The 24,461-nt window shown below is 41.7% G+C and carries 22 protein-coding genes and 2 tRNA genes; 15 read left to right on the top strand and 9 right to left on the bottom strand.

The genetic code is table 11. From position 1 onward, the window contains the following. Positions 1 to 56: 56 nt before the first annotated feature. Positions 57 to 1,403: a Gfo/Idh/MocA family protein gene (locus K7A41_RS00720; RefSeq protein ID WP_028071317.1), complete on the bottom strand. Its 1,347-nt coding sequence runs from the start codon at positions 1,401 to 1,403 to the stop codon at positions 57 to 59. A gap of 228 nt (positions 1,404 to 1,631) precedes the next feature. On the opposite strand from K7A41_RS00720, the gene K7A41_RS00715 reads away from it, so the two are divergent. Beyond that, entirely contained in the window at positions 1,632 to 2,738 is a 1,107-nt protein-coding gene (locus tag K7A41_RS00715; RefSeq protein WP_265712179.1) for a phosphotransferase enzyme family protein, read from the top strand. 21 nt (positions 2,739 to 2,759) lie between these two features. Further along, positions 2,760 to 3,404 carry a carbohydrate-binding family 9-like protein gene (locus tag K7A41_RS00710; RefSeq protein WP_265712178.1) on the top strand — a complete coding sequence of 215 codons (645 nt, stop codon included), beginning with the start codon at positions 2,760 to 2,762 and terminating at the stop codon, positions 3,402 to 3,404. Between the two features lie 26 nt (positions 3,405 to 3,430). Here the strand turns inward: K7A41_RS00710 and K7A41_RS00705 are convergent, their stop codons facing one another. After that, positions 3,431 to 3,769 (bottom strand): DUF2853 family protein, encoded by a 339-nt coding sequence (locus tag K7A41_RS00705; protein WP_265712177.1) that lies wholly within the window; start codon positions 3,767 to 3,769, stop codon positions 3,431 to 3,433. Between the two features lie 226 nt (positions 3,770 to 3,995). On the opposite strand from K7A41_RS00705, the gene K7A41_RS00700 reads away from it, so the two are divergent. From K7A41_RS00700 to K7A41_RS00665, 8 genes are all read left to right on the top strand, one after another. Continuing rightward, positions 3,996 to 4,244 carry a type B 50S ribosomal protein L31 gene (locus K7A41_RS00700; protein ID WP_028071321.1) on the top strand — a complete coding sequence of 83 codons (249 nt, stop codon included), beginning with the start codon at positions 3,996 to 3,998 and terminating at the stop codon, positions 4,242 to 4,244. Between the two features lie 78 nt (positions 4,245 to 4,322). Continuing rightward, positions 4,323 to 5,501: a putative sugar nucleotidyl transferase gene (locus tag K7A41_RS00695; protein ID WP_265712176.1), complete on the top strand. Its 1,179-nt coding sequence runs from the start codon at positions 4,323 to 4,325 to the stop codon at positions 5,499 to 5,501. A 5-nt stretch (positions 5,502 to 5,506) separates the two neighbouring features. Continuing rightward, complete coding sequence (tpiA, locus tag K7A41_RS00690; protein ID WP_265712175.1) at positions 5,507 to 6,274, top strand: triose-phosphate isomerase; 768 nt, start codon at positions 5,507 to 5,509, stop codon at positions 6,272 to 6,274. A 9-nt stretch (positions 6,275 to 6,283) separates the two neighbouring features. Continuing rightward, entirely contained in the window at positions 6,284 to 7,123 is an 840-nt protein-coding gene (gene prmA, locus K7A41_RS00685; RefSeq protein ID WP_265712174.1) for a 50S ribosomal protein L11 methyltransferase, read from the top strand. Positions 7,124 to 7,130: 7 nt separating this feature from the next. Beyond that, complete coding sequence (locus tag K7A41_RS00680) at positions 7,131 to 8,501, top strand: Mur ligase domain-containing protein (protein WP_028071324.1); 1,371 nt, start codon at positions 7,131 to 7,133, stop codon at positions 8,499 to 8,501. Positions 8,502 to 8,579: 78 nt separating this feature from the next. Further along, entirely contained in the window at positions 8,580 to 8,909 is a 330-nt protein-coding gene (locus K7A41_RS00675; RefSeq protein WP_028071325.1) for a helix-turn-helix domain-containing protein, read from the top strand. Positions 8,910 to 9,045: 136 nt separating this feature from the next. Then, positions 9,046 to 10,833, top strand: a complete 1,788-nt coding sequence (locus K7A41_RS00670) for a peptide MFS transporter (protein ID WP_265712173.1) — start codon at positions 9,046 to 9,048, stop codon at positions 10,831 to 10,833. A gap of 57 nt (positions 10,834 to 10,890) precedes the next feature. Then, positions 10,891 to 12,420: a peptide MFS transporter gene (locus K7A41_RS00665; protein WP_265712172.1), complete on the top strand. Its 1,530-nt coding sequence runs from the start codon at positions 10,891 to 10,893 to the stop codon at positions 12,418 to 12,420. A gap of 110 nt (positions 12,421 to 12,530) precedes the next feature. Here K7A41_RS00665 and K7A41_RS00660 read toward each other — a convergent pair whose 3' ends face one another. Continuing rightward, a complete protein-coding gene (locus K7A41_RS00660) occupies positions 12,531 to 13,526 on the bottom strand; it encodes an acyl-ACP desaturase (RefSeq protein ID WP_265712171.1) in 996 nt (331 codons plus the stop codon). A gap of 317 nt (positions 13,527 to 13,843) precedes the next feature. Here K7A41_RS00660 and K7A41_RS00655 point away from each other — a divergent pair, with 317 nt between their 5' ends. Together K7A41_RS00655 and K7A41_RS00650 are read left to right on the top strand one after the other, a co-directional pair. Further along, entirely contained in the window at positions 13,844 to 15,067 is a 1,224-nt protein-coding gene (locus K7A41_RS00655) for a cysteine desulfurase (RefSeq protein ID WP_265712170.1), read from the top strand. An 11-nt stretch (positions 15,068 to 15,078) separates the two neighbouring features. Continuing rightward, positions 15,079 to 15,498: a SufE family protein gene (locus K7A41_RS00650; RefSeq protein ID WP_265712169.1), complete on the top strand. Its 420-nt coding sequence runs from the start codon at positions 15,079 to 15,081 to the stop codon at positions 15,496 to 15,498. Between the two features lie 108 nt (positions 15,499 to 15,606). Here the strand turns inward: K7A41_RS00650 and K7A41_RS00645 are convergent, their stop codons facing one another. From K7A41_RS00645 to K7A41_RS00625, 5 genes are all read right to left on the bottom strand, one after another. After that, complete coding sequence (locus K7A41_RS00645; protein ID WP_265712168.1) at positions 15,607 to 16,428, bottom strand: VOC family protein; 822 nt, start codon at positions 16,426 to 16,428, stop codon at positions 15,607 to 15,609. 24 nt (positions 16,429 to 16,452) lie between these two features. Further along, positions 16,453 to 17,382, bottom strand: coding sequence for a DUF1801 domain-containing protein (locus K7A41_RS00640; protein ID WP_265712167.1), 930 nt, complete (start codon positions 17,380 to 17,382; stop codon positions 16,453 to 16,455). Positions 17,383 to 17,620: 238 nt separating this feature from the next. Then, entirely contained in the window at positions 17,621 to 18,076 is a 456-nt protein-coding gene (locus K7A41_RS00635) for an SRPBCC domain-containing protein (protein WP_265712166.1), read from the bottom strand. Positions 18,077 to 18,562: 486 nt separating this feature from the next. After that, positions 18,563 to 18,635: transfer RNA gene (locus K7A41_RS00630), tRNA-Lys, on the bottom strand. Positions 18,636 to 18,900: 265 nt separating this feature from the next. Then, entirely contained in the window at positions 18,901 to 19,854 is a 954-nt protein-coding gene (locus K7A41_RS00625; protein ID WP_265712165.1) for an acetyl-CoA carboxylase carboxyltransferase subunit alpha, read from the bottom strand. A gap of 160 nt (positions 19,855 to 20,014) precedes the next feature. On the opposite strand from K7A41_RS00625, the gene K7A41_RS00620 reads away from it, so the two are divergent. From K7A41_RS00620 to chrA, 3 genes are all read left to right on the top strand, one after another. Next, complete coding sequence (locus K7A41_RS00620; RefSeq protein ID WP_265712164.1) at positions 20,015 to 22,198, top strand: glucoamylase family protein; 2,184 nt, start codon at positions 20,015 to 20,017, stop codon at positions 22,196 to 22,198. Between the two features lie 94 nt (positions 22,199 to 22,292). Beyond that, positions 22,293 to 22,814 carry an OmpA family protein gene (locus K7A41_RS00615; protein ID WP_028071336.1) on the top strand — a complete coding sequence of 174 codons (522 nt, stop codon included), beginning with the start codon at positions 22,293 to 22,295 and terminating at the stop codon, positions 22,812 to 22,814. 113 nt (positions 22,815 to 22,927) lie between these two features. Beyond that, positions 22,928 to 24,286, top strand: coding sequence for a chromate efflux transporter (gene chrA / locus K7A41_RS00610; RefSeq protein ID WP_265712163.1), 1,359 nt, complete (start codon positions 22,928 to 22,930; stop codon positions 24,284 to 24,286). Between the two features lie 35 nt (positions 24,287 to 24,321). On the opposite strand, the gene K7A41_RS00605 is transcribed toward chrA, so the two are convergent. Next, positions 24,322 to 24,407: transfer RNA gene (locus K7A41_RS00605), tRNA-Leu, on the bottom strand. Positions 24,408 to 24,461 lie beyond the last annotated feature (54 nt).

Below are 24,461 nucleotides of genomic sequence, written 5' to 3'. Positions count from 1 at the left end.
AAGAAGCTGCATCTTTGTGAGATACAGCTTCTTTTATTGGGGATAAATTTTTGAAATTACATACCGCTGTCATCCAGCATAAACGTGTTCTTTTTAGTTTTCCATTTCCCTCTGGTAAAGTCCGGAAACTCGAGCGTTTTGTTACCCTTCTTGATGGATTCAGTAGAAAGCGGAAATACAGCACTCATGGTGACAGAGTCGTATACGTCAATAGGCGTTTGTACCTTTTGCTTAACAGCTTGAATGAACGCATTGAACACAAACCAGTCCATACCGCCGTGACCGGATCCTGTCGCTAGTTCTTCATATTTTTTCCAGATTGGGTGATCGTATTTTTTTACCCATTCATCTGCTGGATCCCATGTATGCGGCTTAGATTTGCCTTCGATATGGATGCCTTTGGCAACGTCCATCCAGATGCCCTCCGTTCCTTGCACACGGAAGCCGATAGAATAGGGTCTTGGCAGGTGGGTATCGTGTGTCAGCAACATCGTCTCTCCGTTGGCACACTGAAGCATCGTCTGCGTGATATCTCCGTTTTTGTAATCGATTTTGCTGTTTGGATGGCCCGGCGAAACTTTATTTACATAGGCCGCCAAACCACGTGCTTTGCTGGAGTAAGAGGTTAAGTGTGTGAATCTATTGCCTTTGTTGATATCTACAAATTGCATGATCGGGCCTAAGCCGTGCGTAGGGTATAGGTCGCCGTCTTGGTCGATGTTAAATTGTGTGCGCCATTGAGCTTCAGAAATCGCCTTTGGCCCGTATTCCACACCGTGACCGTAGTAGTTCTTTCCATCATTGAATAGCACTTCTCGCAGGTCGTGCTGGTAGCCCCCTTCGAGGTGCAATAATTCACCGAAAAGTCCTTGTCTGTGCATATTTAATACGGCAAGTACGTCACGGCGAAAAGCAACATTTTCTAGCGTCATGTAAGGCTTTCCGGTTTCTTCTGATGCTTTGACGACATCCCAGTGATCTTGCACTGTTAGACCCGCGATTACTTCGCAGCCAACATACAGGCCTGCTTTCATCGAATCAATAGCTTGGTCTTTATGAAACTGCCAAGGCGTAGCGATGATGACAGCATCTAGCTTTTCATTGCTCAGCATTTTTTTGTAGGCATCTACGCCGCCGGTATATTCTTTAGGTAGTTTGGTGCCCTTCGCATTGAATTGTTTGCGACACTGCGCAAGAGATTCTTCTTGCGTATCACATATGGCTACAATTTCTAAATCGTCTCTATTTAAGGCTATCTGAACATGGTTACGTCCGCGAAGGCCGACTCCAATGAAACCGATTTTAATCTTTCCAGTTGTCTGGGCAAAAAGATCTGTGCTTGACAGGACACCGATTCCAGCCGTAGTGATGGCCGTTGATTTAATGAAATTTCTTCTATCCATTGTTTTGAGATATGAGGAGTTGTATATTAGTTATTTAACGCCGTAAAACCGTCTAAGCGACTGGCTCTTATCAACAAATATATTATTTCATTTCCTATAAATGAAAGTGCAAACGATTGTCTAAAATTATTTAATTTCATGCAATCGTTTGATTGAAATAAAAATTATCATTTATTAATTCAATTTGTGATATTGCAGGCACATTGATGATTTAAAAAACATAGTTTAATGTCTGATTTTAACCAATTAGTAGTAGAGAGCGCAGCAAAACAATTTACGTTAGAAGGAGATATCATTTCAGTACAGCCTTTTGGTTCCGGTCATATCAATGATACGTATCGTGTAGTAAGTTCTGTCAATAACGGCATATCCTATTTATTGCAGCGAATTAACCATCATGTTTTTCCAAATGTGGATGGCTTGATGCATAATATAGCGATTGTGACCAAGCATCTGAGTAAGAAGGTAAAAGTTGCCCAAGGAAAGAGGGTGACGGATCATGTGCTGACGATCATTCCGACAGTAGAAGGAAAATTATATACAAAAGATAGCCAGGGCAACTACTGGCGCATGTTTATTCTGATTGAAGATACAAAGAGCTACGATATTGTGGAGACAGAGGTGCAGGCAGCAGAGGGCGGGCGTGCTTTTGGACTGTTTCAGAAACAGCTTTCTGACTTGGATGCATCTCAGATCGTTGAAGTACTTCCCAATTTTCACAATATAGAATTCAGGCTCGACAACCTCAGGAAGGCCATCGAAACGGATGTCTGTCAGCGCGTCGACGCGGTGAAGGACAAATTAGATTTTATCTTTAGCCGCGAAGGACGGATGAAAACAATTCTGGATCTGGGAAACAAAGGCGCATTGCCTGTGCGGATTACACATAACGATACCAAGTTTAATAATGTGCTTCTGGATATCCATGACAAAATGCAATGTGTAATCGACCTGGATACGGTAATGCCCGGATATGTAGCCTATGATTTTGGAGATGCGATCCGAACCATTATTAACCCTGTTGCGGAAGATGAAAAAGATGTTTCCAAGGTTGTGCTCAATCTGGGTTTATATAAAGCGTATGCCGAAGGGTACCTGGAAGAAGCAAACGCATTTTTGACCACCCTGGAGAAGGAAACATTGGTTGACGGTGCATTTTTATTGCCTTATATGCAGGGTGTACGTTTCTTGACCGACTATCTGGAAGGGGACCATTATTATAAAACCAGATATGATGAGCATAATTTGGTGCGTACCAACACACAATTGAAGTTAGTTGAGGAAATGGAGAAGAATGAAGAGTTTATGCGCAAAGTAATCTTTGATTCTATTTAGCGATTTTATACCTTTAAATTTATGAATAAACTGACTATCCTTCCGATCCTCTCAAACCTGCCCGGTAAGGAGGATTTCTACCAGTTGTCAGCGCTTGTTGAAAATCTGGAGTGGAATACCTTATCCTATTGCAACTGGAGCGAATCCTATCCCTATCAGCCATGCGTACGGTTCAGGATCGGATACACGGAGGACGCATTTCTATTGCAGTTTGATGTAGAAGAAGAGCAGATGCGTGGAAATTATTCCGAAATGAACCAAAATGTCTGGGAAGATAGCTGTGTAGAGTTTTTTATTTCATTTGATGAGGGGAAAACCTATTACAACATTGAATTTAATCTGATTGGTACAGGTCTCATCGGTTATGGATCCGCAGACAAGTCGACCCGGAATAGACTGAGTGCCGACGAAATCGGGTCTGTGCGAACATTTTCCATGATTGAGCGTCATGGTGAAAAGAAGCATTGGAGCATGATCCAACTTGTTCCATTTGCCGTTCTAAAGCTTAGCAATTCAGGTGATCTGAAAGGTAGGAAAGTGCATGGTAATTTCTATAAATGTGGTGATAAGTTAAAAAATCCGCATTTTTTATCCTGGAGCAAAATAGACAATCCAACTCCTAATTTCCATTTGCCTCAGTTCTTTGGGGAATTGGTCTTTGGATAGAAGTTGGATTGTAGAAGTGTCTATGCTTATTGGTAAACAGATTCTTTTTTGAATTTTTTTGCCAATAATGCGTATACCAATACACGGTACTTATTTTTATTGGATTTACCAATGGCTGCGATCACCTCTTCCAACGCTTTGTCTAAATCCGGCCCATCTTTTAGCCCCAATTTTTTAATTAAGAAATTTTGTTTGACACGATTAAGTTCATCGGGATCTGAAGCGGCGATAGTCTCCGAATCTGGGTTATAAATGGAAGGTCCGAACGCCCTTGTTACTTTGGCAATAAAGGCTTCATCCAATGATAAACCTAATTTTTTGGACTCTGCAGTGTATGCTGCGATTTTTTCATCTAATTTGCTCATAATTATGTAAACGATTTAATTGTAGTAAGTTAAATTAATGAAAAAAAGTTGGAGAACAAAATAATTCTTGGGAGATTAATAAAGATTGTTACATTTGTACGCAGTTGATGCCGGTAACTCAAAGTGTGGAAAAATTCCCTGAATTATTCTGAATAACTGTTGCAAGTTACATTTTTATAAGTTATCTTTGCACCTCAATAATTGAATATACGTAATCATAATAATAATGAAAAAAGATTTGCACCCTTCAAATTACAGATTAGTTGTATTTAAAGATATGTCAAATGACTATGCTTTTCTTACCAAATCTTGTGTTGAAACCAAAGAAACTATTCAATGGGAAGATGGTAATGAGTACCCAGTTGTAAAATTAGAGATTTCTCATACATCACACCCTTTCTATACAGGTAAGATGAAATTGGTTGATACAGCTGGTCGTATCGATAAATTCCGCAACCGTTACAACAAGAAATAATTGTAGCAGATCTGTATATTACAATATCAAGAACTCGATAAATATGATTTGTCGGGTTTTTTTTATTACTTTTATTTTGTGAAAATCTTTTTTGTAGACAGCTCAGAGACTGTTCAGCCATTGGGCAAACTTAGCCACCCAGTAGCTTTTTTTGATAAAAAGAGTTTATATCCGTTTACCTTTATCAAATCCTGTTTAGACTTGCGTGTAGGAATTCTTACGCTCAAAGAGAAGTGGATTAAGCTGGCGTCTAAACTAGCACTTGAGCTGATATGCGTTGGAGATAGCAGAGGCGAAGAGGGTTTAATCTGGGTTTCAGCGAATGTTGTTCCCTCCGTACCATTACTCAAGGTTATCCAAGGAATGGCTGCCGGTGATGTCCTGCAACAGGAAGGGCAGGCTGTGGCTGTTCGCTATAGCGTCAAAGGCGATTACTCCCTCCGCGATTTGCCGGTAAGGGTCAGTCTTCTACAAGGGGTCGAAGACCTATTCTTGACAGTGGGAGCTGAAATTAGAAGCGACTTCGGCCTGCTGGTCGAAGAACAGGTGCAACCTCTAGTGTCATCGACCAATCAATTGCTCGGTACAGCCTTTTCTATTGGCGCAGATGTATCTATGGAGTGTGCTACTCTCAATGCGATGGATGGGCCAATCTATATTGACGAAGGAGTCACTATTATGGAAGGAGCCCGTTTACGTGGACCTCTATATCTTGGACAAGGAGCCGTTGTAAAGATGGGGGCTACAATTTATGGTAATGTTTCCGTTGGCAAACAGAGTGTAGTGGGCGGTGAGGTCGGTAATTCGGTCATCGGCGACTTCTCTGCCAAAGGGCATCATGGCTATCTGGGCTGTTCGGTTGTCGGCGACTGGTGCAACCTTGGCGCTGGCACCTCCAATTCGAATCTGAAAAACAATCTCAAAACGGTGTCGATTTATGACTATAAGCAAGAAGCCTTTCGCGACACCGGTCTCCTCAAATGTGGCGCTTTTATCGGTGACTATTCAAGGCTGGGGATAAATTCAGCTCTAAATACGGGGACAGTAATTGGTATGGCAAGTATGCTGGCAGATACAAGTTTTTATGCTAAATTTGTACCGTCATTTGCATGGGCGTTCGATGGCGATGTGCAGCCCTATCGCTTGGACAAATGCATGGAGTATCTGGAAGAGTTATACAAATCAAAAGGGCAGAAGCTTCCAGAACAGATCAAAAGGGAATTGAATCAACTTAACAGAAATATCATTAAATCGTAAAAATCATGCGTAAAAAAATCGTAGCTGGTAATTGGAAAATGAATCTGGACTATCAGTCTGGACTAAGTCTGTTTTCCGAGATTATCAATATGGCCAAAGATGAGGTGATTGGCAATCAACAATTGGTCGTGTGTAGCCCATTTATTCATTTGTCAAGCCTTGGACAATTATCGAAAAATATTGCTAATGTGAATATCGGCGCGCAAAATATTCATCAAGCGGAGTCTGGAGCCTATACAGGCGAGGTGTCTGCAGCACAGGTTAAATCAGTTGGGGCTTCACATGTAATTTTGGGGCATTCGGAGAGACGCGCATATTTCGGAGAGACAGATGCATTGTTAGCGACTAAAGTTGATGCTGCACTTAAGCATGACCTGACACCAATTTTCTGTGTTGGCGAAACAAAAGAAGAACGCGAGTCCGGCGATTTCTTTACCGTAATTAAAACACAATTGGCAGATGGATTGTTTCACTTATCCAAAGAGGCTTTTGAAGCGATCGTTTTAGCATATGAACCGGTCTGGGCGATTGGTACCGGACTTACAGCGAGCCCTGAACAGGCACAGGAAGTCCATGCATTTATTCGTAAAGTTATCGCTGAAAAATACGGGCAGGAGACCGCAGATAATACAAGTGTACTATATGGTGGATCATGCAATCCGGGAAATGCAAAAGATTTATTTGCACAGGCGGATATCGACGGTGGTCTCATTGGTGGTGCTTCTTTGAAATCGCGAGATTTTATAGATATTGCCAAAGTGTTTAACGGCTAATTTAAAAAAATGAAATACCTGGAGGTTATCTTTCAAATGCTATCTGGTGAAGAATGGCAAAAAGATCTGTTGATAGCAGATTTGGCGGACATTGGTTTTGATACTTTTGAAGATACCGAATCTGGATTTGCAGCCTATATCCCGGCTGCAAATCTAGATTTGCAAGCTTTAGAAACGTTGATGCTCAATCTTGACGAAGGAATTGAGGTGAACTATAAAGTCAGCGAAATTGAAAATCAGAATTGGAACAAGCTTTGGGAAAGTAATTTTAATCCCATTGAAGTTGGTGAACAGTGTTATGTACGGGCAACTTTTCATGACACGAAGCCTGATTTTCCCTATGAAATAATTATTGATCCAAAGATGTCTTTCGGGACAGGTCACCATCAGACTACTTCGATGATGTTGCAGTACATTCTTGAGGATGAGTTTGAGGGTAAGGCAGTTCTGGATATGGGCTGTGGAACAGGTATCTTAGCGATACTGGCATCAAAAAAAGGTGCTAACCCCATATTAGCGGTAGACTATGACGAGATCTGTGTCGATAGTGTGCGTGAAAATAGTGTGCTGAACCAGGTGGATAATATCGAGCCCCTTTGTGGCTCGTATGAAGTTTTGGAGGGCAGGTCGTTCGATAGTATTCTGGCAAATATTAATCGGAATATTCTGTTGGAACAATTGCCTCAGTATGCGCACAGTATACAGCACAATGGAGCATTGTATCTGAGCGGTTTTTATGAGCAGGAAGATTTGCCTATGTTGCTGGAGGCAGCACAATCTTTGGGCTTTGAGTTTGTCTCCAAAAAAGTTTTAAATAATTGGTGTGCAGCCAAGTTTGTGAAACGGTAATAGAGCTATGCGTATTCATTTTATAGCGATAGGCGGAAGTGTGATGCACAACCTTGCAATTTCATTGGCCAAGCAAGGGCATCAGGTTACGGGATCCGACGACCAGATCGTAGAACCTTCACGGTCTCATTTGATTGAAGCGGGCTTATTGCCGGATCAGCTCGGATGGTTTGAAGAAAGAGTAACTGATGATATCGATGCCGTGATTTTGGGCGCCCACGCCCAGGCAGATAATCCCGAGTTAAAGAAAGCGCAGGATCTGGCGCTTAAAATCTATTCTTTCCCAGAATTTGTTCAAGAACTTTCACAGGATAAAATCCGTGTAGTCATTGCCGGTAGTTATGGTAAAACGACGATTGCAAGTATGGTCATGCATGTCATGCGTTATTTAGGCAAGGAGTTTGACTATCTGGTCGGTGCACAGTTACGCGGCTTCGACAGGCTGGTCGATATTACCAAACACAACAAGGTAATCATTATCGAAGGAGATGAGTATGTGTCCTCCAAAATCGACCCTAAGTCCAAGTTTTTATACTATAAACCAAATATTGCATTGATTTCTGGCATCGTTTGGAATGAGTATAATTCGAAATTATCAAAAGAAGACTATATTCAGCAATTTGAAGATTTTATCGACACCATCCCCTCTAAAGGTACATTAATCTACAACAAGGAAGATGCTGTGCTACAAAAGGTCCTGCAGGACACCAAAGACTGTAAGATCAACAGACATGGATATAAAATTCCGGAGTATACAATCAATAAGGGAATTACCTATATCAATACACCTGAAGGAGACGTGCCGCTACAGGTATTTGGAAAGCACAATTTATCCAATATTGCAGGTGCTTATACTGTTTGCGAATGGCTGGGCATCAAGAAGAAAGATTTTTTTGAGGCCATCAAAAGCTTCAATACATCTATCCGCTATTTGGAGTTTGTAGCAAGCTCAGAGGGGTCTGTGGTCTACCAGGATTATGCATGTAATGCGGATAAGGTCAAGTCTAGTATTCATGCGGTTAAAGAGCAATTTCCTAATCAGAAACTGGTCACAATTATCGAATTAAACTCTTATGATAGTTTAGACTCGTCATTTTTGTTACAATACGCAGACTCTATGAAAGAGTCGGATGTATCTGTGGTCTATGTCAATATCAACTCCTGTAAGGAGCTGAATAAAGATGTGGAAAGTGTACCTGAAAATATTAAGAAAAGTTTTAACAATCCTGATTTAGAGGTTGTTGTAAGTTTGGATGGACTTTACTCCTTTCTGGATGGCGTTAAATCTAGGGGTTACAATTTACTGCTTATGAGTTTAAATAATTATAATGGGGTTAACCTCTCAGTGCTCGCAGATCGTTTTTTTCGGGATTTTTAAGGAAAAAAATATAATTTAATGTAAATTAATTTTTAAATGCTATTTTTGTTTGCTATTTTTGTTTAAAATATCTACCAGATGAACGCATTAGGAAAAAAAATTAGATTACTTAGACACCAAAAAGGGTGGAGCCAAGAAGATGTTGCAAAGCGATTGGATATCTCAATCCCAGCATTTTCTAAAATTGAAACAGGAATTACAGATGTCAATCTGTCTCGCCTAAATCAAATTTCAAAATTATTCAATTTGACAGTTGTTCAACTATTATCGACCTCCGATTCGGAAGAAGATAAAGAGTATGTCAACGAGGTAAATGCACTAACGCAGAAGTTGCAGCAGCGCGATACTGAAGTGATTGAACTTCAAAAAAAGGTCATCGACCTTTACGAGCAATTGCACAAAAGATAGGGCATATTAAAATTGTTACTTAAAAGGCGATCCAACGGATTGCCTTTTTTTGTTTATGCAACTTTATTTTGGTCAAAAGTGATTTTGTTTTTGTTTCTTTGTAAGTATTTTAAAAAAAAATAAAGGTTGACTACTTATGGGGAGATTAAACGGGGAAGCAACAACAATCCCGTCGAACGATTTTTTTAAATCGAATGTACTCGGACAGCGCTCAGGCCTGTTCGTGCTATTCTTTACAGAGATGTGGGAACGGTTTTCGTTCTATGGCATGCGCGTTTTACTAATACAATTTTTAACCGCAGCAGTGATTCACGGAAGCCCTTTCTCAGGCTGGGCTTGGACCGCACAACAGGCTGGTGCACTATACGGAACCTATGCCATGATGCTCTATCTGACACCGATTCTCGGGGGGATCATTGCCGATAAATATATCGGATCCCGAAAGGCAGTAATTATCGGAGCGCTTATCATGACCTTGGGACATGCAGCTATGGCTTTCGATACAGCCATCATGTTTTTTTTAGGACTCGTCTGCCTCGTCGTTGGTACAGGTTTTTTCAAGCCCAATATGCCTTCAATATTAGGTGAAATGTATAAAGATCTACCGGAAAAGAAAGATGGTGCATATACTATATTTTATATGGGGGTGAATGCCGGAGCTTTCTTTGGCATGATGCTGTGTGGTTATATCGCCGAAACTTATGGCTGGCACTGGGGCTTTGGACTAGCTGGTATATTTATGTTTTTAGGCACTCTGCAATTTGCATTTGCTAAACCACTTATGGGGAACCTGGGCGTGTTGGACAAAGTGGCAGCAGGCAATTTGGTAGCAAAAGAGAGTAAAGAGCTGATCGAGGATACCGATACTAAAAATCCTTTTACGCTGCGGGACTACATTCTTATAGGTATAGTATCCATCATTGGTTTTGTATATGCATTTAATGATCCTTTGTCAAAAAATGGGATAATCGATGTCTTTTCCCGATTAGATACCTCCTTTTTAAGAGGACAATATCTGATGGTAATCATCGCTTTAGTGCTATTCATTTATCTGTTCGTATCCCGAATTTTGCGGTATGAAAAAGTAGTCCGTGATCGGATGTTTGCGGTGGTGCTGTTGGCTTTTTTTCTGATTTTTTTCTTTATGAGTTTTGAACAGGGAGCCACATCTTTGGTTTTGGTTGCGCGTGACAATATTGACCGGGCCCTTACCGGAACAGCATTGACAACATTCAACGTAGTCAATGGCTTATTGACCATTGTGCCCCTATCTATTATTACATGGGTATTGGTAAAACTGGCGCGCGTGACCTGGAATAAAATTGCATTATCGAATATCGTTTTATTTGTCTGCTTTGCACTGATCTGGGGCGCAGCGATCTGGATGCTTTACAAAGAGTTTAATAAAGAGGCGTCTGAGATCAAGGTATCTTGGTTCTCCATCCTCAACTCCTTTTTTATTATTGCGCTAGCCTCTACCATATCTAAAATCTGGGAATCTAAATATAATCCCTCTGCAGCGTTCAAATATGGCTTTGGATTAATTCTGGTTGCTATCGGATTTCTGATCATTGGTTTAGGCTCCTGGGGTATCGCGCCGGGTACAAAAATCTCTATGGTATTTCTGGTAATGACCTACCTCTTCCATACGTTGGGCGAATTATTTATTTCTCCTGTGGGCTTATCGTATGTATCCAAGTTGGTTCCAGCACGGATGCTAGCTTTTATGTTTGGAATATGGTACCTCGCTATTGCCATTGCTCAGAAGGTGGCGGCAGTTTTGGGAGGCCAGGTGGAAGCTATTCAGCAAGAGTATTCTTTAAGCCACTTTTTCTTCTTGTTTACAGCAATTCCCGCCCTGGCCGGATTGCTCGTTATGCTGTTCAATCCTTTGATCAAAAGATTGATGCACGGAATTAAATAGTAAACTATACAAGCTTCTTTTGCGAAAGAAGCTTTTTTGATTAATATAAAATTAACTATGGAGGCGAGTAAACGCGAGTCGTTAGAAGAGATTCAAAATTTTGAAGGAAAATATCCAAAACAAATCTGGAACCTGTTTTTCTCGGAAATGTGGGAAAGATTTTGCTTTTATGGCATGCGAGGGATGTTGGTATTCTTTATGATTTCACAGCTGAATTTTGCTGAAAAAGAGGCTAATCTTCAGTATGGTGCGACACAGGCATTCGTATATGCATTTACATTTATCGGCGGCCTGTTTGCCGATAAGATTTTAGGTTTTCGAAAATCGCTATTTTGGGGGGGATTATTAATGATCGTAGGTAGCCTTTTTCTAGCTACAGATCCACATCAGTATTTTTTCTTTGGCCTTTCGTTTATCATCATTGGTACGGGTTTTTTTAAACCAAATATTTCAACGATGGTGGGTGAACTGTACCGGGAAGGTGATAATCGGCGGGACGGTGGTTTCTCCTTGTTCTATGCCGGAATAAACCTGGGTGCCTTCTTAGGAGGCTACGTTTGCGTGGCTATTGGAAAAGGTTATATGCTGACTTCGATCATTTCAGAAGCGCATCGCTGGAATGTAGCGTTCGGCTTAGCTGCAGTGGGTATGCTGATCAGTTTGGTTAATTTTCACTTTACCAAAAAACATCTTGGCCCTATTGGTCTGCAACCGGGAGATCCAGAAGCTATCGTGAAAACTAAGGCGTTACCTCGATGGGTGGAATACGCTGTATATGGGCTTACATTGCTCTTTATACCTGTTATACAGATTATGGTGTCAAAGACGCAATATACCGATTATTTCATGTACACCATTGGGCCGTTGACGCTGCTGTACCTCTTCTATGAAATGTCAAAAGTGAATCGCGAAGAGCGTAACAAATTGGTTGCGGCGCTCGTATTTATTCTGTTTTCAATTATTTTCTGGGGAATATATGAGCAGAGCGGCGGTTCCTTGAGTATTTTTGCTGCCAAGCACCTGAACGATTCCCTGTTGGGGGTAGTGACCCTCGATCCCAATGGCGTGAACAACTCGGGCGGCGCGTTATTTATTATTGCCTTAGCCCCTTTGTTTGGACTATTTTGGATCTGGTTGGCGAAGCGGAAACTTGAACCGAATACAATTATCAAGTTTGGTCTCGGATTTGTTTTCTTAGGTTTGGGCTATTATGTGCTTTTTGCGACACGGTTGTTTGCCCACGATGGAATGACGTCATTGGATATCTTTACACTCGCGCTATTGGTAATTACGGTAGGTGAGCTTTGCCTTTCTCCAATCGGACTTTCTATCATGACTAAACTGTCTCCAGCAAAATTGCAAGGAATTATGATGGGGATGTGGTTTTTGGCCAGTGCCTACGGTCAGTACGTTGCTGGCTTGATCGGCGCGAGTATGGCCGAGACAAAAGAAGGCAGCTCCCTGGCTGATAACTTGACAACCTATACAGAAAGTTACAAGCAACTGGGTTTATATTCGTTGATAGCAGGTGTCGTCCTTATCGCTTTATCGCCGGTCGTACGTAAACTAATGGGTAACGTCAAATAGGGAAGTATTACGCAAAATTCCATTAAGGTTAAAAAAGGATACTTGCGAAAAGGAAGAATATTCACAATGGCTAAATAAAAAAAGCTTGACTAAAATCAAGCTTTTTTTATTTAGCCATAAATCCATTTGAATTTATATTCTTTTTCCGGGATCTTCATCCGATCAGCCAACCTTGTAAGGCGGTCCGGCAGTTTGAGAAGGTAGTCTCTCGCTTTCTCTCCTTTATCATTTAGGCCTGACACTTGATCAATTTTCCATTCATTGTTTAGTTCTTTTAGGATATCCACGTAATCGAGGGCTGTATAGACTCCGAGTCTCTGTGCAGCATCTGAAAAATGGGCAAATGCCTCACCCTGAGGCTCGCCGGATTCTCTCAAAAACTGTGCTGGCATCACGATTTTCTTGCGCATCATATCTTCAAATGCAATCATGACTTCACTCGGGTCAACTGTTATCGCTTTCGATATGAAGGACATATAGGCTTTGGCATGACGGGCTTCATCAGAAGCAATGACACCGCACATCTTTGCTAGCAACTTGTCTCCACTTTTTTTAGAAAGCCCAGCAACTCGACGGTGTGACACATTAGTCGCCAATTCCTGAAAAGAGGTATAAATAAAATTGCGGTAAGGATCTGCTCCTGTACCAATATCAAATCCATCCTGAATAAGATATTGCGTAGAAATTTCGAACTGACGCATATCTATTCTTCCGGATAAATAAAGGTATTTATTTAATAGGTCGCCATGCCGATTTTCTTCTGCAGTCCACGCACGCACCCACTTCATCCAACCGCCCTGTTCATTTTTGTCAACATCTTCAACCATCGTCAGCCAGGACTCGTAAGTTGGCAGAGCCTCCTCTGTTATCGTGTCACCTATTAATACTGCAACTAAATCATATGGAAGTTCCTTAGCACTTTCCTGTAAATCTCTTATTTCCTCAAAAAACGTATCCCTCGAAGCATCTGGAAGAAAATCAGCAGGTTGCCACATTTCTTCAACAGGCTTCAGGTATTCGCTCATCTCATTCAACATGAACGGTTCCAAGTAGGCCATCACTTCTTTACGTGACCCTTCGGGTATATTTAGAGGTAATTCTTGCATATTAATACAAAGGTAACTAAATAGCGTCAATAAATTATATAAGGACAATAGAATTGTGAAAAATCGCAAGAGATGGCGTATTTTATGGATAATTGCACGCGTTCAGTGTTTATGACAAAGCTGTTACAGCATGCATTCGAGTATATTTTATCGGCAAAAGATGGATAGTAAGTGATGCTGAAAAAAACTTGTCTGATGTTATTTGGCCATATTTACGGACAATGCCAAAGGAATACTTGATAATGACATAAAAAACAGATTGCCGGTCCTGTATTCGATAAAATACTATTAACTTTGTATAAATTATTTAGACTGCTTTGGAAACATATAATATAGATAAAATACGTGCAGATTTCCCGATTTTAAAAAAAGAGGTAAATGGTAAGCCCCTGGTCTACTTGGACAATGGTGCCACGACGCAGAAACCTGTATCCGTTATCAATTCGATAGCGCATTATTATAGCGATATGAATAGTAATGTGCATCGCGGTGTTCATTATTTAAGTCAGATTTCAACAGATGCTTTTGAGGTAACCCGTAGGAAGATTCAGTTTTTCATCAATGCGCCGGAGGACAGACAGGTGATCATTACCAAAGGCACCACAGATAGTATCAATCTGGTGGCAACTTGTTATGGCGGAGCTTTTATCCAAGAAGGCGAAGAAATTATCCTTTCCGCCATGGAACACCATTCCAATATCGTACCTTGGCAGATGCTATGTGATGAAAAAGGTTGCAAGATCCGTGTTATCCCGATGAATGATAAGGGCGAATTGGATATGGATGCCTATCGTGGACTGTTTAACGAACGGACCAAGCTTGTGGCGGTAACCTATGTTTCTAACGCATTAGGTACCATTAATCCTGTCAAAGAGATGATTTCGATTGCCCACGCACATGGAGCGGTCGTACTGGTGGATGCAGCTCAGGCTATACAGCATATCCAGGTGGATGTGCAGGATCTGGACGTGGACTTTTTGGCATTTTCGGGACATAAAATGTACGGACCTACTGGAGTCGGAGTATTGTATGGCAAAGAGGAATTGCTGAATGCCATGCCTCCCTATCAGGGTGGCGGTGATATGATTAAAGATGTCACTTTTGAAAAAACGACTTACAACGAACTTCCTTTTAAATTTGAAGCCGGTACCCCCAATATCGAAGCGGGCATATGTCTGAATGAAGCCATCGATTATATCAGCTCGATTGGTTTAGCACATATCGAGGCCTATGAACACGAACTGCTGGCCTACACACAAGAAAAATTAAGCCAGATTCCGGGAATACGTTTTATAGGTACCGCAGATCAAAAATGTTCGGTGATCTCCTTTATCATAGAGGGCACCCATCCCTATGACGTGGGGGTAATTTTGGATAAACTGGGTATTGCTGTACGCACTGGTCACCACTGCGCACAGCCGGTAATGGACCGCTTTGGCATTCCGGGAACAATCCGGGTTTCTTTGGCCCTTTATAATACGAAAGAAGATATAGATATCTTGGTAGCAGGCATTCAGCGTGCCGTAAATATGTTAGTTTAATAAAAGTAGTTATGACTATTAATGAGATACAAGATGAGTTAATTGAAGATTTTGCTTTCTATACCGACTGGATGGAAAAATATGAATACATCATCCAGCTGGGTAAAGAAGTCCCTTTGATTGATGAACAATATAAGACAGATGAATATATTATCAAAGGATGCCAATCCAAGGTGTGGTTATATCCTGAAATGAAAGATGGCAAAGTATATTTCACTGCGGATAGCGATGCCATTATTACAAAAGGGCTTGTGAGTCTTATGGTAAAAGTGTTGTCAGGACATACGCCCAAAGAAATTGTGGAGGCTGAGCTATACTTTGTTGATCAGATCGGTCTAAAAGAACATTTATCACCAACCCGTGCAAACGGACTGCTGTCGATGATCAAGCAGATGAAATTATACGCACTGGCCCTGCAGGTCAACGCTTAGAAAGATCACAATCGCGCACATGTGCAAAGAGGTGAACGGTTTCTTTGCGCATGTGCGACAAGGATCTCGTTGTTAGACGGGCCGACCTCACCTCACACCTAAATTGGATCATTTCAAAAGGTCTTTGATCAGAATCTTGTTCATTTTCATTAATGCTTCAACGGCTCCGGGTTGCTGAAGATAATCTGCGATCTGTTCTGGTACAATTTGCCAGCTTATACCAAACTGGTCTTTGCACCATCCACAGCGACTTTCGTTTCCCTGCTGTGTGATTTTGTCCCAATAATAATCTATTTCCTCCTGATCCTTACAGAGGATGGTCATCGAAACGCCTTCCGTAAAGGTAAAGTCCTGCTTGACCCCACTATCCATCGCCATAAGCGTGAAGCCATTGACAACGAATTGAGTATGCTGGACCGAGCCTTTAAATTCTCCTTCAGGGTAGCGTAAGATACCGTTGCTCTGAAAATCCTTAAATAGATCTTCAAAAAAATGGAGCGCGGCTTCGCATTTACCTTGGTGAGCACCGCAGTACATCAGTGTAGGGACAATCGCCTGTTGGTTCGTATCGCTCAGTTTACCTTGATTGAGTTGCCAGTTAACACCATACTTGTCTGCTAACCAGCCATAGTATGAACTCCAAGGGTAACTGTCGAGTGGCATCAGAATATGGCCACCTCGGGAAAAAGCATCCCAGACACGGTCTATTTCTTCTTTTGATTCGCAGATCACCATAAAGGAGATCGAGGGATTAGGTTTAAACATCGGGCCGCCGTTGATACCGATAAACCGGATACCGTTTAATTCGGCTTCAACCACGATAGAAGAGGTGCTTTGGCAGTGGCTGTTCGGGAAAACCTGGCAGTATAAGTTAAAAGCCTCTTGGGCATTTTGGTCAAACCAGATAGAGGGAATAATTGAATTTTTCATGAACGCTATTTTTAGAAAATCTCATTATCTATATTTATCATTCAGCCCTTTATTGGCAAGAATCAGTGGTTTTATTTTTTCTAGCCGGGATAATTTGGTTTTTTGCTGTTTAGCATCATCGATATACTCGATATACTCTTTTTGCCTCCCAGCGCTAAGTGATTTAAACTGTTGATACAGTTCATAATCAGCTTCTAGCATGTCTAGCAATATCCCCGAAGGTGGTTTTACAGGGGTCTTGACTGGTTTAAGCTCTTTACCTTGTTCAATCGTCTGAATGGATTCCAGGATATAGTTTTCGATTTTGGCACTGTCCATTTGGCTTACGTCTTTAAAGCGCCATTGCCGGAGTGCTTTGGTTTTCCCTTCCGACGCATTGATCAGAACCCTTTCTTTGTCCATCAGAAAAACGCCGTTATAAAACCACAGAGAAAAGAAATGTTTGAAGCCGCCCCAGCCAATAACGTTCTTTCCCTTGTACGTATAGACGTAGCTGCCCCATTTAAACTCTTTTTTCAAGGGCATCTTTTGTATGATCTGCTGCATCAGTTCTTCTGCATTCTGCCATTCCCCACGGCTTTTGTGCCAATTTGGTCCCTGCTTATTGTTTAACTTTTCAACATTGAACGCTACAATAGCCCGGATAATAGTTTCGGGAACAGGCTGATCTATTGGAATCTGTATGGCGCCTTTAGACGTTTTGAATGCTCTTAACTGCTCCGCAAAATGTGCAATAGCCTCCGGACCCGGATACAGGCCGAGATGCTGTTTATTCATTGCAAAATGGATCAGATTACCATGAAATCGAAATGTGGGCATCTGATAAGAGATGGTCTCTGTTGCCGAATCAGGTACCACCTCGGCAAGAAGCCGTCGGATCTTTATAAGGTAATTTTTCTTCTCACCTTCGAATTGATTGATATATTCGTCAATTGTCGAAATGCTATTTGCCATAATCTGCTTCTAGTTTTTGATGCGTGTATATTTTCATTCGAGAAACTCGGTGGTATGGCGCATAACCGCTGACAGCTCTACTCATCAATTTCACTCATCAAGTTGTCCAGCTGTATGCAATCCATTTTTTTTGCCCCGATCTGTTAAAGTGCCGATACAATCATCGACACCATTATTTGTATAAGCAGTTTGTTTATTTTCAATCTAGAATTTTTTGCAAGAATATGAGTGCATCGTCTTACGATTGTTGAAACATAAAATCGAAGGCACCGGTCCTTAGATTAATACCGTATTCTAGATAAGCTTTGAGACAGGCCAGAAAATTTGCCCAGCCTTCCGTCTGCCTCATCATGATCAAAATACCATCCTGGTCATTGTTCATTTCATGCTCCGTAATTTTGACAACCGTAGCGCTATCGCCATAAGTAGACAAGTGGATTTCGACCAGCTGGCCAGCAGTGCCCCCGCTCCAGTCAAACGAAATATAAGAATCAGCCTCGATGGTCTTCCCCGTTACTGGGAAACTGTCGGGGAATTCGGGAAACGTCCATTGGACGGTTCTCCCGGTTTCCAGTCGTCCAGTGGAACCTTTAATAAAATAGTGACTCATTTTATTGGGGTCTACAATTGCTTCAAAAACTTCGTGAATAGGTTTTCGAATCTGAATACTGGCTTTAGCAGTGATTTTTTCCATCGCATTGAATTTTATTTAGACAAATACTGTACGAATATATATAGGTTGTTACGACCCATAAGAAATATTTTCTGAAAACAGAAGCATTTGGTACTCGTCCTAGATAACATTCAAATAGAGTTTAGGTTTTCTTCTCCTGTTAATTTTCGTCGTGATTCCACTTTAATAAACAAATTATATGTCTGGAGGAGTCTGTTCTCGTATTTATGGGCGGTAACATAAGGTCGGTAGGTGCCTTAGGAAGGCTTCTAACAAGAAACTTAACGGTGGTTTGGCACAGCTGTAGGGAAGAGCGGGTTTATCCGCAAGCAGACATCCGGTCGAACTTCGGCCGATTAACATTCAAGGAAGGGAGACAGCAAAGTTGATGGGAGTTGTATTGCCGTGGGTCAAATGAATTTCCGCGGTCACAAGTACTGATAATGCTTTCTCATCAATATGAAAAACAGAAATAAAAAAGGCTAATCAAATGATTAGCCTTTTTAGTGATCCCGCTGGGACTCGAACCCAGGACCCATACATTAAAAGTGTATTGCTCTACCAGCTGAGCTACGGAATCCTTTCCTTTTTTGAAAGTGATGCAAAGGTATGAAAAGTTATTATGCCCTCCAAATGTTTTTAGCTTTTTTTGTATGTATAAATTATAACAGATTAAAAATTACTTCGTTAATTTTTTGTTTCGTCACATCGGTATTGAAGAATGAAGTGAATACTTCTTCTCTGCAGTTCAAGCTACAATGTTTTGGAGGATTATGTATATTACGCACAAAAAAGCCGGCGATGTAATGCCGGCTTTCTCAATATCTTTGGCGTTGAGAAAAATCTTATTCTGTCACAACACCCATATTGCTGAACTTGTCGATCCGCTCTTTGATAAGGGTATCGCTATCTTTAGCGGTCAGCTCTGCCAAGTCTCTTAACAATTGTTCTTTTAAATTGCTTGCAGCTTTTGCAGGATCCTGATGTGCGCCACCTAAGGGTTCAGGAATAATCCCATCGATCAATCCATTCCCCAACATGTCATGAGCAGTCAACTTCAGTGCCTCTGCAGCTTTTTCTTTATGATCCCAACTGCGCCAAAGGATGGAAGAGCATGATTCAGGTGAAATAACCGAATACCACGTGTGCTCCATCATATAGACACGGTTACCCACGCCAATGCCCAGAGCACCACCAGAAGCGCCCTCGCCTATTACAACACAGATAATAGGAACTTTCAGTACAGACATCTCCATTAAGTTGCGGGCGATAGCTTCACCTTGTCCACGTTCTTCAGCTTCCAATCCGGGATAAGCTCCCATGGTGTCAATAAGAGTGATGACCGGTTTATTGAATTTCTCGGCCATCTTCATCAGACGTAGGGCTTTTCGATAACCTTCCGGATTTGCCATTCCAAAATTATGGTACTGGCGCTCTTTGGTGTTTTTTCCTTTTTGGTGTCCAATAATCATGACGGCATTACCATCGATGGAAGCCATTCCCCCGACAATAGCTTTATCGTCTTTGACCGTCCTGTCGCCATGCAGTTCGACAAATTCATCACAGATGGCTTCGATATAGTCGTATGTCTGGGGGCGGTCCGGATGGCGTGACATTTGCACATTCTGCCATCCAGTTAAATTGCTATATATTTCTTTTTCCGTAGAAGCAAGTTTTTCCTCAAGCTCACGAATAGTCGCACTCATGTCTACCTGAGTTTTCTCGGCAACTTGTGTCACCTTTTCAATTTGCAATTGCAAATCTGCAATCGGCTTTTCAAAATCAAACGTAGTTTTCATATATCTATTTTATGAAAATATTTAGGGGGCTAATTTAGCGCATTTTTTCCGAAATTAAAATTTGAGCGTACAATATCATTGGAAATCCTTTGTTACATTTGTATTATAATCATAGTGGTGGCTTAGTTTTTGATGGTAGGCCTGTGAAAAATGTTGACTTATGCTGAATAAATACTTTTACTTTCTTTTCCTATTGATTTCACCTTTATTGGCGCGGTCAGAAAGCTATCCAGAAGTGCTCTTTGACAACAGTATTATTAATGGTAGCTATGCCAAAAGCATAGCACATTATACCGGTGAATCCTGGATACAGAATGTGGGGCACAGTTTACCCATTTCCGATAGTCTGTTTTTTACTCCGGGTAATTCACTTTCGCTGCGTTATGTCTCCTCGCCCAACGGCAAATGGGAAGCCAGTATACTGAATGATAAACAGAAATTTCAGTATATGATTGCGAAAGATGATCATTTGACCTTTAAATTGTTTATTCAGAGCAATACCGAAAAAGGACAGCTGCCTAAGGTGTCTCTGCAACAAGGCGACGTACGTACCGCGGCTTTGGACCTAGCGCCTTATATCGATGATTTTTCCTATGACACATGGCTCAACGTCTCGATTCCCGTCACCAAGTTTGAAGGTATAGGAGTGGGCAGGGCGGTGTCGGCCCTACTGTTGGAACAAAATGGCAACGCTACAATTACGCATCAGCTTTTTATTGACCAAATTGAATTTCTGCCCAAAAACTATCCGAAAGTAAAGCTGTCATCGGCAGCTATTTTATCGAAGGTAGCTGCTGTCGATAAGCAGGTTGAACTCGTCTGGCAGTTGCCGCTGACGCCGAGTATCCGCTATGTGAAAATCTACCGTTCGGAAGACAGGGAGAATTTTCAGCCGATCGCCATCCTGCCGATTTATGTCCAGAAATGCCTGGATAGAGTCAACGAGTATAATAAAAGCTATTATTATAAAATTGCGTGGGTGGATTATAATTACGTCGAATCACCGTTCTCGGATGTAAAGGAAATACAGACCAGAAAGGGTACCGACGCCGAGATGCTTACGTTTATCCGGGATGCTCATGTTAACTATTTTATCGATAATTATGATGTAAACAGCGGTATGTATCTTCCCGATAGGGGGAACAGGCAGGCTATCGTTTCAACAAATGAAACTGCCTATGCAGTATTGGGACTGTTGGTAGCCTGCGAGAATAAATTGATGTCTAGACAAGCTTTACTGTCACGCCTCTCCCGCATGGTTAAATTCCTGAATGCTGCCCAGAATCATCAGGGAATCTTTACTGCATACTATGACGGAAGGCACGGTATACCTTATTATCGTGATTCAATTCCAACTTACGATGTGCGTGCAACTTCACATTTGATGGAATCTTTATTGATAGCCAGGGAGTATTTCTCCAAGGAGGATCGCCAGGAGAGGGAGCTGAGAAATACCATTACTGAGCTTTGGAAACGAATAAATTGGAATTATTTTACCGGTACGGCTAATCCGGACGTGCTGTGGAACAAATGGTCGCCTATTGATAGTACTTCGCGAGCCCAGCCTTTGGGCGGTTTCAATGAGAGCTTGAGTACCTACATTCTGGCGATGTCTTCTCCTACACATCCCTTAGCACCGTCGGCTTATATGAATGGATTCGCCACCAGACACGTCGATTCGCTGGATTTTGTGGATTCTCTCGGGCTATTGGCACCCGAGCTAAAAGTGAACCCAAATGATTCACTAACTCAACCATCGAGCACTAATCCCTTAATGGGAAATGCAGGTACGACTGGTACTTCGATTTATGCGGACGACAAGGTGATTTTTGCGAAAAGTATTGCTGGAGGTAACCTGACCGAATCCCTTATGTCGGTATACAGACCTTTTCTAGTTATGAATCCTACCGGAAAAGCGGATAACTTTGTGGACTACAAGAAATATCTGTCCGATTATATACTAGCCTATAAAAGACGGGATAATGAGCTGAACATCGGCACAAGGTTTACTGATATCTGGGGGGTGGAACAAGCCAATAATAGCTATCAGGGATATCTGGTCAACCCGGCTATAGCAATAGCTTCTTATCCTTTCGAAAAGGAAATAGGTTTAAAAGCCTTACGCAAGTTTTATGAAGAGTATGCAGATGTGCTGTTTACGCAATACGGTTTTAGGGCATGGATAGATCTTAAAAATAATGATGTTTCTGAAAGCTACCGTGCGCGTAACCAGGCTACAATTGCGGTGATGCTTGAGAATGCGCATTCAGGTATGATTTGGAAGCTGTATGAGCAGATTCCGGAGATCAGGAAAACACTGGAAACTGTTTATGTGAAGAAATAGATTTGTTACGATATAACTGAGGATAGGGACATGTTTTTGGACTTTTTTCCTTATATTTACAGTACTTAAATCGATAATATATACGTTAAGAACGATGCTTAGAAAAAATAATTGGGGAGTATTAGCCATATGTGCAAGCTTATCGTTATTTTCCTGTAAACAGCAGGCGATCGTGGTTAATCCCGGTGCTGTTGTGACCAAAGATGGAACGGATGATGGCTTGAAAAACGTAAAAAAAGACTTTAATGATGCTAAAAGAACAGATGAAGGAATCAAGTTCAGTATTTCATCTGATTTGTTGTTCCCGACAAATTCTTCTTATCTTTCTGAAAAAGCGAAAAGTGAAGTAAGCAAGCTGGCCTTGATATTGAAAGAGAACAATAACAAAATTAAGGTGGACGGCTATACGGATGCGACTGGTACAGTTGAATATAACCAGTGGCTGTCTGAAAAAAGAGCCGCGTCAGTGAAGAAATTTTTAGTTGATTCAGGGGTGCAGGAATCCCGAATTACAGCAAAAGGATTCGGACAGTCAAATCCTGTGGGGGATAATAAAACTCCTGAAGGCCGTCAGAAAAACAGACGCGTAGAAGTCACCATTTTAGACCAGAAGTAAAACTGTCAGGATTTTTTTCTGATTTAAAAAGCGAGATATTTTCAATATATCGCTTTTTTTATGTTATCACGAAACTGCAGCAGAGAGCTGCAGTTTGGCCATACCAAACTTATGTGAACGATAAAACGGAGAATTTGTTGGAAAATAATAAACCGTGTCAAGACGATAAACCGCTTATACCAAACTTTAAAGAAGCCGTCCGGTTTTGGTTTGTCTTGGGCTGGATAAGCTTTGGCGGTACGACCGGGCATATTACCATCATGCACGATTTTTTGGTCGACAAGAAGAGGTGGGTTAGCAGCAAAAAATTTTTTCAGGCCCTCAATACGTGCATGTTACTGCCCGGACCCGAGGCTCATCAGCTCAGTATTTATCTGGGCTGGAAACTGCATGGCCTCAGGGGCGGCATCTTGGCTGGCTTATTTTTTATTATGCCTTCTTTACTGATCATATTCGGGCTTTCGTTAATCTATGTGTATTTTGGCCATTCCACTTTTCTAAGTGCTTTATTTTCGGGATTGAAACCGGCTGTCCTTGCCATTATATTATTTGCCACTTATCAGGTGGGACGCAAGTCTTTATCCAGCTTATGGCATTACAGCGTTGCCTTAGCGGCATTTTTACTTAGTTATCTGGCAGAAGTTCCAATGCCGTGGATTATCTTGGGGGTGATCATCTTAGGTCTGGTAGCCTATTTCTTCAAGATAACAGGCGCACAGCCCCAGCCTGTAGACTCCGGGAAGGATGTTATGGAAAGCCAATATCCTGTCAACTCTTTGCAAAGTGTGCCGCCCGCCAGTATTCGAAAGATCGCCTTTCAGTTGTTTATATTTTTCATGCTATGGCTGGGGCCTTTTGCATTTTTACTTTTGTTAATGCCGGATGCGCGGTTCTGGCAGTCCTTGTCTTTTTTGTTTACCAAATCAGCCTATCTGACAATTGGAGGGTCATATACGGTCATCCCTTTTGTGGCACATGTAGTGACGGAGAAACTTTTGTGGCTTTCAAAAGCACAGATGATCGATGGTTTTGCGCTGGCCGAAACCACTCCCGGACCTCTGGTGATCGTATTGGCATATGTAGGATTTATGGCGGGGTTCAACTACTTTGGCCATTCCTATGCAATGGCATCCATCGGACTCTTGGCGACCGCTTATTTTACTTTCCTGCCCAATTTTGCATTGATCTTTGTAGGTGCACCCTTAATGGAACGGTCACAAAAAAGTTTGGCTATCCAGTACGTGCTCTCGTTGGTCACCGCATCGGTTGTCGGTGTAATCGTCAATTTAGCCTGTTATCTGGGAACAAGTATTTTATTTCCTAAAGGAGAGATTTTGTTGTCGGATGTGGATTGGGCAGCCTTATGTTGGGTAATGCTATCGCTTCTGCTGTTATTCAGATACCGGATAGGAATGCTGCCACTCATTCTGCTGAGCTTGGTTTTCGGAGTAGTATTGTATGCAATAATATAAAACAAGAAAAGCCCACCTGATGATGAGCTTTCTTGTACCTAGGGCGGGAATCGAACCCGCACTCGCTTTAGGGCGAACAGGATTTTAAGTCCTGCGTGTCTACCAGTTCCACCACCTAGGCAGGTGAGCGAAAAACGAGATTCGAACTCGCGACCCCAACCTTGGCAAGGTTGTG

Origin of the sequence: Sphingobacterium sp. InxBP1, assembly GCF_026191775.1 — a bacterium.
In the GTDB taxonomy this organism is placed as follows: domain Bacteria; phylum Bacteroidota; class Bacteroidia; order Sphingobacteriales; family Sphingobacteriaceae; genus Sphingobacterium; species Sphingobacterium thalpophilum.
This window is presented reverse-complemented; position numbering and strand designations above follow the sequence as displayed.